A 12,876-nucleotide genomic window follows, 5' to 3' on the forward strand; every position below is an offset into this window, starting at 1 on the left:
TTTATGTTGTTATAATTTTCTTAATTTTTTCAGTATAGGCTGATCAAATTTATAAACATCTTTGCAATAATTCAGCGCTCCGTCGTGAGAGGGATAGATTGTGTAATAATCCAGAAAAAGAGGAACCATCTCCGGAAAACTATAGGTTTTAATTGGTTTATATCCCGGCATTTCCAACAACTCTTTTCCTTTCTCCGTTTTAGGAGGAAGATCAATCGCTATCCGAATTTTATCCATCATCTTCTCATCTTTCTTTTTTAAAAGGAAGAAAACAAAGTCCAGTGGCTTCTCCAACCGGACACAACCATGGCTCACCGCTCTTTCTGCTCTTAAAAAAGCCTGACGGGAAGGGGTGTCGTGCAAATAAACCGCAAAAGCATTGGGGAATCGAAAGATCAATCTGCCCAATGAGTTGCCCTCACCCTTCTCCTGCTTAACACTGTAAGGTATCTCACCCTCAAAGTCCTTCCAGTTCACCGCTAGTGGATCAACCTCGTTACCTTCTTTATCATATACCTTCATCTGATTCCGTTCAAAATACGCCGTATCTTTCATAAAAGCCGGGATTATCTCCTTTCGTACAATCGATTTAGGTACATTCCAATATGGATTCATCTGCACATATGCAATACGACTAGCCAACAATGGAGTTTTATTTTCGTATGACCCACAGCAGATTTTCATCTCCAATACCGAATCTGCTTTTTCATCAAAAGCCTGTAACATAAAGGCGGCAATATTAACTATTACATATTTTGATCCTTTATCTATCTTAGTTTGCCATCTCATTCGCTCCATATTAACTATCAATCTTTCCTTGTAATATCTCATCGGACGATTTAAGGCTTCGATAGTATTGTTGCCGATGAACTTATCGGTAGGTATGCTGTTTCGTAATCGAAAAGAATTCACCGCCGAAAGTAAATCGAAAGAAAACGAAGAGTAAATGCTACTAGCATGTTCAATACGTGGAAGATATCCCAGCTTTATTAATTTTTCTGCAATAAGCGGAACAGCGGGATGCACATCTCCTTCTTTTAACTTAAGTCCACCTATGTATGGAATACGCTCTGAAGGAAGATCTTTTTGTGCATTTATCCTGATATACTCTTTTTGCATTGAGAGATAAAACGGATTTCTAGGTTGAACTTCCTGTAGAAAACTCGACAGATTGTTTTTTGTGTTTTCCATTGCTTTCTCTGCAAACATCCTGTTACTTCGTTTCAACGGAATAGAATAGTAAACTTTCATCTTAGGAGGAGCTAGTGAATCTCTCACTTCACCCGGCTTTAGCTCTTCTTCGTCTATGTTATTAAGAATATGATGCGGGCTTACAAAGCCATAGCTCATTCCGCATACATAACGAAGATAAGCAGAAGACAAATCGTATTCAAGTTCAGCAATCAGTTTATTTATATTATCTCTCTCATCAATATTCAAAGAACGCAGTTTTGCAAAATTTCGTTTTATCTTAGACACGGAAAACATTTCAGGGTTTAATCCATGAACCCACGAATTTTCGAGCCAATGCAATAATTCATTGATTTTTTCCCAATCTCCAAAAGAAGTCAACCATAAAGAGGCGTCCTCACTGGTATAAAAGTTGAATAATACAGAATCTCTTACTGAATGAATACTTCGCTGAGCACAAAGTCTTAGAAGATATTTATGCACTTTCATTCCATCAATTTCATAAGAAGGATTTCTCATCTTCTGGGAAGAAGTAAATTCAGAATAATCCATCGCTCTCTTTTTATCAAGAGTACAAGAGAAAATCAATAACAGGAAGAGAGAAAGAAAAAATAATCTTTTTATCATATACTTATATTAGTTCACAATAACAAACCGACTATAACTGACAAAGATAAAGTATTTTAGTAAATAACCACACAACCGGAGAATCTCTTAAAAAAGAAATCACCCGCCTGAGATTTACAGACGAGTGATTTAATTGAGAATATCTTTAAAAGAGAATGCACCGAAAAATAAGATAGTGCAATCTTCTAATTCTTTACAGAATTACCTTTGCAATCTTGCTACCTGCTTTAACAATCAAAAGCTGCTTCTGAGGAAGATCTGCCAATTCGTTCATTCCGCTATGCGCAACGATAACGCGGACTACCTGTCCCAATGAGTTTGTAACAACAATTTTGTCGCCAACGTTAGCATTTACAAACACCTTACCGGCATTAGAATAAATGCTTGCGGATAATTGTTCTGTTACAAGACCGCTACTAGTGTTTTTAACTAAGCTAAGAGCGTCAATATATCCAACAAATGTTTTGTAATAACGAATTTCCAGCTGCAAAGTACCAGCAAAAGGAATATCCAATTCTGTTTCACTCGTTTGCCATGTCCCAGTAACGGAAGTATCCAGATAACCGGAAGTAGTACCTCCGTTAGTTTGCAACATAGTACTTATTGCGTTATATTGAGCTATATTGGGATCGGTCGCAGCTGGTATGGCTCCGTTCACATCATTCATATATCCCCAATGTCTGAGTACACTAGCAGTCCCTGAAGTAGGATCTACATAATATTTAAACGAGAAGGTATATTTTCCTGCTTCTACCGGAACTTTTATATTATATACCATTTTCCCAGTGCCACTTGACCCTGCATGATTGATTTTAAGTGAGCTGTTTCCTTCAGCTTTAATGGTTGATTCCTGACTAATTGTAGCTCCAGTAGGAGTAGTTGGCGTGTAACCTGTTGGAGCTCCACCAGCCCAGTCTTCAAAACCGGAATTTACAGTAATCAGATTTTGAGCATTCAGAGATAACACACCACAAAAGCCAAGCACAAGTGCCAGCACACATTTTTTCATAAGAGTAATTTTTTTCATAAGCCATTATTTTAAGAGTTAACAAAAAAATTTTCATTTGATGGCAATCTTCCGGGCTATGTTCTCTATCTTTAGAATATAGCATCCTTTGGGAAGATTTAAGGTAAATGTTTTATCAGCGGCATCAATTTTAATGGATGTAACTTTCATTCCAAGGACGTTGTACACCTCTAAAGAGGAACCTGGCGTAACATTTTGAATGCGTACAGTATTTCCGCTAACAGTCAAAGCAACAGATGTCTGTTCGTTTTCCACGGCTGCATTCTTCTTACTTTCCTGAGCAAAGATTGCAGGACAGTTTAAAAAAGCGAAGATCATTAATAATACTACCAGTGTAAATCTTTTCATCTATAGACTTTCTTTTTCAATGAGCAACAAATGTAACGATTCCGTTTTTCTTAAACAAGTATAATAGCTTAAATTATTTAAACATCAACACACAATCCTTCCTTTGCAAGTAGGCAGTTTGGGAAAATTGGGGAAGCTTCATTGAGAAAAACAGAGTCATCTTCATAGCGAGCCGAAAAATGGCCAATGAGTAATCTTTTCACATTAGAAGCAAGAGCAATCTGAGCAGCTTGGCGAGCCGTGGTATGATAAGTCTCTCTTGCCCGTGGAAGCTCGTTATGGGTAAAAGTAGCTTCATGGAACAACAAATCAACATGTTTGATCTGTTCAACTATCTTTTCATTAAAAATTGTATCCGAGCAATATGCATACCGGCGTGACGGGGTTGCAGGTTTAGTTAAACGACTGTTAGGAATAACATCTCCTTCGGGTGTTATAAAATCCTCACCATTCTTAATGCGGTTCATTTGATAGATAGGAACTTTATAGAAATCGACCATATCTCTGATAATGTGATTTGGACCCGACTTCTCTTCGAATAGAAATCCACAGCAAGGAATGCGATGATCCATAGGGATGGTAGTAACGACAAGAGAGCGATCCTCATAAACTACCTCCGGTTTTTTACACTCAAAAGGAACAATAGTCACCTTATAAGGAAGATATTCACAGAAATAATCGAGTATTGGGTTCAGATATCTTTCGATATCTTTATGAGCATGTATGTAGAGTTCGGCGGTACGTCCCAGCATACCAAAAGTTGAAATCAGTCCAGGCAGTCCAAAACAATGATCTCCGTGAAGATGAGAAATAAAAATATGGTTTAGGCGGGAAAACTTGAGTTTAGACCTGCGGAACTGCACCTGAGTGCCTTCGCCACAATCAATCATAAAGAGCTTGTCACGCAGATTCACTACCTGAGAAGTGGGATAATGACGAGTGGTAGGCAAAGCCGACCCACAACCGAGGATATGTACTTCAAATTTTTCCATGCCTTTTTTAGAACGAAAGGGGCTACCGCGCACGGCAACCCCTTTGATTTATCAATAAATTATTGATTACTTTTTATCAGCGTCCATTTGCTCTTTCAATGCAGCTAATGCATCGATGTCACCTAATGTAGTTGAAGCTGCCTGGTTTGTTACAACTGGTGCTTCTTCTTTCTTGCTGGTTTTCTTTGCAGCTTTCTTTTCTGCTTTTTCTTCTGCCTTAGCAACATCTTCGAAAATACGGCTGTGAGAAAGAATAATTCTCTTAGCATCTTTATTGAATTCGATTACTTTGAACTCAAGTTTTTCGTCTAACTGAGCCTGTGAACCATCTTCTTTTACAAGGTGCTTAGGAGTAGCGAAACCTTCAACACCATAAGGAAGAGCAACTACAGAACCTTTATCAAGCATTTCGATAATTGTTCCTTCGTGTACAGAACCTACAGTGAATACTGTTTCAAATACATCCCATGGATTTTCTTCCAATTGTTTGTGACCTAAGCTCAAGCGACGGTTTTCTTTGTCGATTTCAAGAACCTGTACTTCGATATCTGCACCGATAGTAGTAAATTCAGAAGGATGTTTAACCTTCTTAGTCCAAGAAAGGTCAGAGATGTGGATCAAACCGTCAACACCTTCTTCAATTTCTACAAATACACCGAAGTTAGTGAAGTTACGAACTTTTGCAGTGTGCTTGCTACCTACAGGATACTTCTCTGCGATAGTTTCCCATGGATCTTGTTTCAGTTGTTTGATACCCAAAGACATCTTACGTTCGTCACGATCAAGGGTCAGAACTACTGCTTCAACAGTGTCACCAACCTTCATAAAATCTTGAGCGCTGCGTAAGTGTTGTGACCAAGACATTTCAGAAACGTGAATCAAACCTTCAACGCCTGGAGCAATTTCAATAAATGCACCGTAGTCAGCCATAACAACTACTTTACCTGACACTTTATCACCAACTTTGAGGTCAGCAGAAAGTGCATCCCATGGATGAGGAGTAAGTTGTTTCAAACCAAGAGCGATACGTTTCTTTTCGTTATCGAAGTCAAGGATAACCACGTTAAGCTTCTGATCCAATTCAACAACTTCTTTAGGATCGCTAACACGTCCCCAAGAAAGGTCTGTAATGTGAATCAAACCGTCTACGCCACCCAAGTCGATGAATACACCGTAAGATGTGATATTTTTAACAGTTCCTTCAAGAACTTGCCCTTTTTCAAGTTTACCAATAATTTCTTTCTTCTGTTGTTCAAGTTCAGCTTCGATAAGAGCTTTGTGAGAAACAACAACGTTTTTGAATTCCTGGTTGATTTTAACAACCTTGAATTCCATAGTTTTTCCAACGAATACATCGTAGTCGCGGATAGGCTTAACATCGATTTGTGAACCTGGCAAGAACGCTTCAATACCAAATACATCAACAATCATACCACCCTTAGTGCGGCACTTGATAAAGCCCTTAACAATTTCTTCAGTTTCGAGAGCTGCGTTAACGCGATCCCAAGAACGAGCAGCGCGAGCCTTCTTGTGTGAAAGGATTAACTGACCTTTCTTGTCTTCCTGATTTTCGATGTAAACTTCTACTTTATCACCTACTGTCAATTCAGGATTGTAACGGAATTCATTCAAAGGAATGATACCATCTGATTTGTAACCGATGTTCACTACAACTTCACGTTTGTTCATCGAGATTACAGTTCCGTCAACAACCTCACGGTCGTTCACTTTGTTAAGCGTACTGTCGTATGCTTTTTCCAGTTCTTCCTGGCTAACTCCTGCGAAGGATTCGCCCTTTTCATAAGCATCCCAGTTGAAATCTTCAACAGGAGCAATGTTCTTTAAATTTTCCATTAATAATTTGTTTAAATACCTTTAATTAAGTAAGACATTATAATTGACTATATAAATCGGGCACAAAGATAATGTATTTCTTCAAAACAAGAAACATTTAGAAATTATTTCTTCTACTAAATTTCTATAATTCACTCATTAACACAGAAGAAGATACGTCATTAGAGACTATAATAACAACACCAACCATTAGAATGTTGATTCTCTGACATTATTAATTTGTTTGAGAAACAGTCTCGTTGTTTTATTTCACCCTGTTTTATAGTAGCCTATTAAAAACGTGCGGAAAACAGACTCTTATTTCTATATATATAGGGGGCGAAATAAAAAGTTCCGCGCCTCATTATCAAACAACTAACTTTGAAAATAAAATAGTAAGACAGAAAACATGGCGAAGAATTCTCATTCTGCCAGTCAAACTCGAGTTAAAATTTATTTAACCATTAATTATCAACACATTATTGGAATCAAAACCATATAAAAACATTGTTTTGATAAAAATTAGCATTTAATTTTTGTTCTGAATACAGGTTTATTAACACATGAATCCTTCCGCTTATATGCTTTAATTGAATAACGGCGATCTCATAACTAGAAAAAAGAATATTTACTATTCATTATCATAGAGGGAACGTTCACGAAGATTCTGATATAAAGTGTTCAGTTATACTGTTATTCTAAGATTTTTATACTTGAAGAAAAATAAAACATAACGAGAAGATTGGCAAAACAAGGCGGCAGATTAAAATTTCACGGCGACAGTTTTTTGGGGAGCTAATTAGTTTCGCTCGCAGACTCGCAGGTGTAACTTAGTTTGTTTACAAAGTGCTTGTTTGCCTACGAAAGACATTCAAATTAAAGAACTATTTAATAGACAGATATTAATCAGACATGCAACAACAAGGTGTATTTTATCAGACCATATCCTTGACAATACTTATTGCTTGGCATACCATCTTATGCTTTCAAGATACATCTTAAATGCACAATCTGTATTTTCCGTCATTAGTCAACTCCATTTGCCCTCAACATTTTATCAAGAATCTCCAACCATTATTTGATGTAAAAAATAAAAATGTAAATATAAGCGGCAGATTATAAAAATTAGCAGAAAATCAGATGCCCCAAACTTTCACAAGCATGGGGCATCATTCAATTAAAAAATCATGAATTCACTTCTAAAAGTCATTCATTGTCTCTTTCAACAGCAAAAGAGACTCTCCTAACCAACACTAACTAATATTACACCTACAAGAAATATTCAATAATCATGTAATATCATACAAGCTAATCTGAAACCAGTAAGCTATTACGATTAATGTAAAGATAATAATTTAAATTATTAAAACATCCGGTTTTATTCAGATAAAAGAAAGAAAAGCAATGCAAAGGTTTGCAGTAGCTTTCATTTCTTCAGAAAGCCTCTTAATTAGCAATACAGTTTGTTTATTTTAAAAAAGAAAGAACGATCGCACTTAAGGTTTAATTAATCAATAAGAATAATAGCAAACACTTAATTTTCCAATTTAAGCAACACACGTTCAATTGCATCCTTAAAAGCCGATTTAGGCATCGCTCCTTGAGCCATTTGAGGATTACCATACATGGGTACGAACAACAAAGAGGGAATACTGCGTATATTAAACACGGAGGCTAACTCTTCTTCCTCTTCTGTATTGACCTTATAAATATAAATTTTCCCGGAATATTCAACAGCCAATTCTTCTAAAATTGGTGCTATAACCTTGCACGGGCCGCACCATGAAGCATAAAAATCTATAATAGCAGGTTTATCGCCCAAATACTTCCATTCATTGGGACTTTCCACATAATTGGCCACTTTGGAAAGGAAACCATCTTTATTGAGCGGTATTGTTTTCATCTTAATCTCTTTTTAATTGATTATTTCCTTATCAACTTTTGTTTGCACAAATCAAGGATAAAGTTATTTCCTTTATACATCTTCGTCTCAATCAAGCCTTACGGCTATACCCGTTCACTATATAAAAATCTATAGAGTAATAACAATCAATTTATATCTTTAGTTTTCAGAAGGAGAAATTATTCATTAAAAACAAATAGAAAAATTTTGAAACACAATAAATGTTCATATATTTGCAAACATAAATTTTAAATAATTTTTTATATAAAAAACACTAATTTATTCTTAAAATGAAAAATGCGTTTAAAGTGCTGCCAATCATCGCAGCAACTCTTCTTTTCACTAGTTGTGCTTCCATAGTTAGCAAAAGCATTTGGCCTTTGACAGTTAACACAAATCCAAACGGAGCAAAAGTGGAAGTGACCGATAAATCTGGAGCAACTGTTTTTGAGGGAATTTCACCAACTACAATGTATCTAAAATCCGGGAGTGGGTTCTTTAGCAAACAATCATATACACTAAAACTGACCATGAATGGATATGAATCCAAAACCATACCGGTGAATTGCAGCGTTAATGGCTGGTATTTCGGGAACATACTTTTTGGAGGACTTATAGGAATACTTATTGTTGACCCGGCAACCGGTGCAATGTACAGACTAGATAAGGAAGCATTAAACGAGACACTTGAAAAGAAAGAGAATCAAACTCAAGCCTCTTTAGAAATAAAAGACATCAAGGACATCTCACCTTCTTTAATTTCAAACTTGGTAAAAATAAACTAAAGAAAGAATTTAAAAATTAAATATTTTGTACTTTAAAAAAAATATAATCTGATCTATAAAAAATGGATTCTGTGATCCATTATCGAACATATACAATCGAGCAGGAGAAAAATGAATAAATTTTCTTCTGCTCGATTACATTTTACACAAACAATAATATTACAAGGATACCTCGCTCCAACAATTGTCAGAACCTCTTTGTATAAATGTGACAGTAAGGTTCAGTTCCTCTAAGTTCGTAATGATTTTGATGATATTCTTCTGCTCGCCAGAAAGTCGTGGCAGGTGTTATTCTGGTTGCTACACGATACCCCTTTGCTGTTAAATCAGCAACCAGCTTTTCGGCAACTTCTTTCTGCTCACTTGTAGTATAAAAAATTTCAGAACGATATTGATCACCAAGATCTGGCCCTTGACCATCTTCTTGTTCAGGATCATGAATCTCAAAGAAAAGTTTGGCCAGTACTTCATAACTAGTCTTTGACGGATCAAAAGTTATTCGTACCGCCTCTGCATGGCCTGTATTATGACGACACACTTCCTCGTAAGTAGGGTTCTCTTTATGTCCGCCAATATACCCCGCCTCTACTGAAATAACCCCCAAAGCCTTTTTCATGAGATGTTCAACCCCCCAAAAACACCCTCCGGCAAAAATAGCTATTTCATGATCTGTTCCCATATTTGATTCTTTCTTTAACTCTTCCATATTCGTATTACATCAATTGATATATTAACGCACAAACATACATATTAATCTTCAAACTATAAACAGTTAGTTTAAAGAATCATATAGTTATCCTTAAAAACAATCAAAATAGAATAGCCTGTCGTTTTATTTAATATCTTTGTCAGATAAGAAGATAAATATCATTTCCACACAGCAAACATATAATTATGGAACTAACCTATATTTATCACAGCGGATTCGCTTTAAAATACAAATCTTTCAGCATTATTATTGATTATTTTAAAGAGCCCTTCTCATCATTTGAAACAGAATGGGTACATTCACAGCTGCTTAATTACTCGGGAAGGCTTTATGTCCTATCATCTCACTCACATCCAGACCATTTCTGCCCAGAGATTTTTAACTGGAAAAAAGAAAAGGAAGATATTCGCTATCTTCTCTCCAAAGATATACTTGATGTAGAGAAATCAAAAAGAACAAAGGTCATTTACCTTGACAAGCTCGATGTTTATGAAGATGATTTAATCAGAGTCAAAGCATATGGTTCAACCGATATTGGCGTTTCTTTTCTAATTGAAGCTGAAGGTAAACGCTATTTCCATGCAGGTGACCTAAATAACTGGCATTGGAACGAGGAGTGTTCTGAAGAAGAATCGGCCGGATACGAAAGCAGCTTCCTGAAAGAAGTTGAATTAATAGCTAAAGAGGTAAATCATATCGATTTAGCCATATTTCCAATTGATCCTCGTCTTGGCAAAGATTACATGAGAGGGGCGGAACAATTTATCAGTCGAATTCCTACAAATATATTTTCTCCGATGCATTTTGATAATGAGTATCAAAAAGCTGCTGCATTTGCCTCTTTTGCAAGAATAAAAAAATGTAAGGTTATAAAATGGAATCACAAGGGAGACTGTTATACATTATAGAAACAACTACAAAAAATATAAATTGTATCGATTAACAAATAAAAAAAATTATGGAAATAAAAAGCAGATTTGATCATTTCAATTTTAATGTCCTTAATTTGGAAAAAAGCATTGAATTTTATGCAAAAGCTCTCGGGCTAAAAGAGGTCAGACGAATGACAGCTAAAGATGGCTCGTTTACACTCGTCTACCTTGGCGATGGAAGCACCGATTTCACCCTTGAGCTAACTTGGCTGAGAGATCGAAAAGAGCCTTATAACCTGGGAGAATGTGAATTTCACTTATGCCTTCGAGTTCCGGGTAATTATGAAGAAACATATAAATTCCATAAGGAAATGGGGGTTGTATGTTACGAAAATAAAGACATGGGGCTCTACTTTATAAATGATCCGGATGGATATTGGATCGAAATATTACCCTTAAAATAAAAAAAGAACGAAACACATCCGGATAATAAAAAAAGTAGTATTAGAATAACTGTCTGAGGGGTTAAAACAAAATCAATCAGATAGTTATTGTATTTACAAATAAAACTAAACGGTTATTCCTCTAAAAAATCCGTCGATAAATCAATAAAAAAATCCTTCATCCAATTCTTATTAATAAATATTTCGAGAAAAAACTAGGCGATTAATAAAATCGTACGTATATTTGTCTAAAATCTATAAAATAGATCTTTTTAAGATAAAAATATCAGAAACACATCTCATTATGAATAAAAATTTTTTAGCAGAGCTCGAAAAAGGCACTAAAAATGCATTGATTAAAAAGAGAATTATCAACCACTATATTTATAATGGTAATTCTACTATTACAGACCTTTCTAAAGAAGTTGATCTTAGCGTACCAACCGTTACAAAGTTCATCAGTGAAATGTGTGAAGAAGGTTTCATTAATGATTACGGAAAATTAGAGACTAGCGGAGGACGCCATCCTAATTTGTACGGATTGAATCCTAAATCTGGATATTTTATCGGAGTTGATATCAAACAGTACGATCTTAACATAGGTCTGATTAATTTTAAAGGAGATCTAGTAGAGCTTAAAATGAATGTTCCTTACGTATTTGAAAACACTACTGAATCTCTAAACAACCTTTGCCAGATTATTCTGAATTTCATAAAAAGACAAACCATAGACAAAGATAAAATTCTCAATATAAATGTTAACATTTCCGGACGGGTTAATCCGGAATCGGGTTACAGTTACAGTATCTTCTATTTTGACGAACGTCCATTGGCCGAAATTTTGTCTGAGAAATTATCCTGCCGTGTATCTATTGACAATGACACCCGCGCAATGACATATGGCGAATATATGGTAGGCGGAGTAAACAGCGAAAAAGATATTATTTTTGTAAATATCAGCTGGGGGCTTGGTATTGGTATTATTATTGATGGAAAAATATACAAAGGCAAATCAGGGTTTTCGGGGGAATTTGGACATGTAAGCACTTATGATAATGAGATTATCTGTCACTGTGGAAAGAAAGGATGCCTAGAAACAGAAGCCTCGGGTGCGGCAATGCACCGCATGTTGATTGAGCGAATCAAAGGAGGGGCTAGTTCATCTCTCTCAAGTAAGGTACTGAAAGGAGAAACGGTCACATTGAGTGACATTATCGACGCAGTAACAAAAGAAGATATGCTGTGTATAGACATTGTTGAAGAGGTAGGGCAGAAATTAGGGAAACAGATTGCCGGTCTGATTAATATTTTTAATCCAGAAATGGTAATCATTGGAGGAACAGTTTCACTTACAGGAGACTATATTACTCAGCCAATTAAAACAGCTATTCGTAAATACTCTCTCAATCTTGTTAATAAGGATTCGAACGTTATTACTTCAAAATTAAAAGATAAAGCTGGCATCATTGGGGCGTGTATGCTTGCACGTAGCCGAATGTTCGAGAATTAAAATTTTGATTCCAGAAATGTATTATGTATTTTTGCAACAGTATTAAATATGAATACATATGGAATTTACAGAAGATATCAAAGAAGCTTGCCGAATTATGAACGAGGGAGGGGTAATTCTTTATCCCACAGATACAATTTGGGGAATTGGTTGCGATGCAACAAATCCTGAGGCTGTTCGCAAGGTATACGAAATCAAGAAACGTATTGATAGCAAAGCATTGATTGTGCTCGTAGATAGCACAGTTAAAGTTGATTTTTATGTAAGCGATGTTCCTGAAGTTGCATGGGACTTAATTGAACTGTCAGAGAAACCATTAACCATTATTTATGACGGAGCCCGCAATATGGCGAACAACCTTCTTGCAGAAGATGGAAGTGTTGGAATCCGGGTCACAAATGAACTATTCTCCAAACAATTATGTCAACGATTCCGGAAAGCGATAGTCTCTACTTCTGCCAATGTAAGTGGTCAACCTTCTCCTGCAAATTTTAGTGAAATAAGCGAAGAAATAAAATCAGCTGTTGATTATATTGTAAAATATAAGCAAGACGATCTTTCACCAGCCAAGCCATCAAGTATTATTAAGCTTGGAAAAGGAGGAGTTATTAAGGTGATACGTGAATAAAGAAGGAA

The 12,876-nt window shown here is 35.9% G+C and carries 10 protein-coding genes and 2 pseudogenes; 5 read left to right on the plus strand and 7 right to left on the minus strand.

The features are described from left to right. Positions 1-9: 9 nt before the first annotated feature. The 6 genes and pseudogenes from ABWU87_RS08350 to trxA all read right to left on the minus strand — a co-directional run. Positions 10-1,818: a L,D-transpeptidase family protein gene (locus tag ABWU87_RS08350; RefSeq protein WP_353329809.1), complete on the minus strand. Its 1,809-nt coding sequence runs from the start codon at positions 1,816-1,818 to the stop codon at positions 10-12. A 193-nt stretch (positions 1,819-2,011) separates the two neighbouring features. Beyond that, entirely contained in the window at positions 2,012-2,845 is an 834-nt protein-coding gene (locus ABWU87_RS08355) for a hypothetical protein (protein ID WP_353329811.1), read from the minus strand. A 33-nt stretch (positions 2,846-2,878) separates the two neighbouring features. Further along, positions 2,879-3,193, minus strand: a complete 315-nt coding sequence (locus ABWU87_RS08360; RefSeq protein ID WP_353329812.1) for a T9SS type A sorting domain-containing protein — start codon at positions 3,191-3,193, stop codon at positions 2,879-2,881. 77 nt (positions 3,194-3,270) lie between these two features. Then, positions 3,271-4,185, minus strand: coding sequence for a ribonuclease Z (locus ABWU87_RS08365; protein ID WP_353329814.1), 915 nt, complete (start codon positions 4,183-4,185; stop codon positions 3,271-3,273). Positions 4,186-4,251: 66 nt separating this feature from the next. After that, entirely contained in the window at positions 4,252-6,039 is a 1,788-nt protein-coding gene (gene rpsA, locus ABWU87_RS08370; protein WP_353329816.1) for a 30S ribosomal protein S1, read from the minus strand. Between the two features lie 1,513 nt (positions 6,040-7,552). Beyond that, positions 7,553-7,930, minus strand: a pseudogene (trxA, locus tag ABWU87_RS08375) (thioredoxin); the annotation flags it as partial. Positions 7,931-8,211: 281 nt separating this feature from the next. Between trxA and ABWU87_RS08380 the strand changes: the two are divergent. Further along, the gene (locus ABWU87_RS08380) at positions 8,212-8,706 is read left to right on the plus strand and encodes a hypothetical protein (protein WP_353329818.1); all 495 of its coding nucleotides are present in this window, start codon (positions 8,212-8,214) and stop codon (positions 8,704-8,706) included. Between the two features lie 187 nt (positions 8,707-8,893). On the opposite strand, the pseudogene msrA reads toward ABWU87_RS08380, so the two are convergent. After that, positions 8,894-9,370, minus strand: a pseudogene (msrA, locus tag ABWU87_RS08385) (peptide-methionine (S)-S-oxide reductase MsrA); the annotation flags it as partial. 230 nt (positions 9,371-9,600) lie between these two features. Here msrA and ABWU87_RS08390 point away from each other — a divergent pair. The 4 genes from ABWU87_RS08390 to ABWU87_RS08405 all read left to right on the plus strand — a co-directional run bounded on the left by ABWU87_RS08390 (position 9,601) and on the right by ABWU87_RS08405 (position 12,868). Continuing rightward, entirely contained in the window at positions 9,601-10,323 is a 723-nt protein-coding gene (locus tag ABWU87_RS08390; protein ID WP_353329820.1) for an MBL fold metallo-hydrolase, read from the plus strand. 50 nt (positions 10,324-10,373) lie between these two features. Then, positions 10,374-10,751 carry a VOC family protein gene (locus ABWU87_RS08395; RefSeq protein ID WP_353329822.1) on the plus strand — a complete coding sequence of 126 codons (378 nt, stop codon included), beginning with the start codon at positions 10,374-10,376 and terminating at the stop codon, positions 10,749-10,751. A 283-nt stretch (positions 10,752-11,034) separates the two neighbouring features. Then, a complete protein-coding gene (locus ABWU87_RS08400; protein WP_353329824.1) occupies positions 11,035-12,240 on the plus strand; it encodes an ROK family transcriptional regulator in 1,206 nt (401 codons plus the stop codon). Positions 12,241-12,298: 58 nt separating this feature from the next. Further along, a complete protein-coding gene (locus tag ABWU87_RS08405) occupies positions 12,299-12,868 on the plus strand; it encodes an L-threonylcarbamoyladenylate synthase (RefSeq protein WP_353329826.1) in 570 nt (189 codons plus the stop codon). Positions 12,869-12,876: the final 8 nt, after the last annotated feature.

Source organism: Bacteroides sedimenti, assembly GCF_040365225.1.
In the GTDB taxonomy this organism is placed as follows: domain Bacteria; phylum Bacteroidota; class Bacteroidia; order Bacteroidales; family Bacteroidaceae; genus Bacteroides; species Bacteroides sedimenti.

Bases quoted from the DNA above. Each gene is read 5' to 3' on its own strand.
- rpsA (WP_353329816.1), bottom strand. From the start codon at position 6,039: ATGGAAAATTTAAAGAACATTGCTCCTGTTGAAGATTTCAACTGGGAT.
- ABWU87_RS08380 (WP_353329818.1), top strand. From the start codon at position 8,212: ATGAAAAATGCGTTTAAAGTGCTGCCAATCATCGCAGCAACTCTTCTT.
- ABWU87_RS08390 (WP_353329820.1), top strand. From the start codon at position 9,601: ATGGAACTAACCTATATTTATCACAGCGGATTCGCTTTAAAATACAAA.
- ABWU87_RS08365 (WP_353329814.1), bottom strand. From the start codon at position 4,185: ATGGAAAAATTTGAAGTACATATCCTCGGTTGTGGGTCGGCTTTGCCT.
- ABWU87_RS08405 (WP_353329826.1), top strand. From the start codon at position 12,299: ATGGAATTTACAGAAGATATCAAAGAAGCTTGCCGAATTATGAACGAG.
- ABWU87_RS08350 (WP_353329809.1), bottom strand. From the start codon at position 1,818: ATGATAAAAAGATTATTTTTTCTTTCTCTCTTCCTGTTATTGATTTTC.
- ABWU87_RS08395 (WP_353329822.1), top strand. From the start codon at position 10,374: ATGGAAATAAAAAGCAGATTTGATCATTTCAATTTTAATGTCCTTAAT.
- ABWU87_RS08360 (WP_353329812.1), bottom strand. From the start codon at position 3,193: ATGAAAAGATTTACACTGGTAGTATTATTAATGATCTTCGCTTTTTTA.
- ABWU87_RS08400 (WP_353329824.1), top strand. From the start codon at position 11,035: ATGAATAAAAATTTTTTAGCAGAGCTCGAAAAAGGCACTAAAAATGCA.
- ABWU87_RS08355 (WP_353329811.1), bottom strand. From the start codon at position 2,845: ATGAAAAAAATTACTCTTATGAAAAAATGTGTGCTGGCACTTGTGCTT.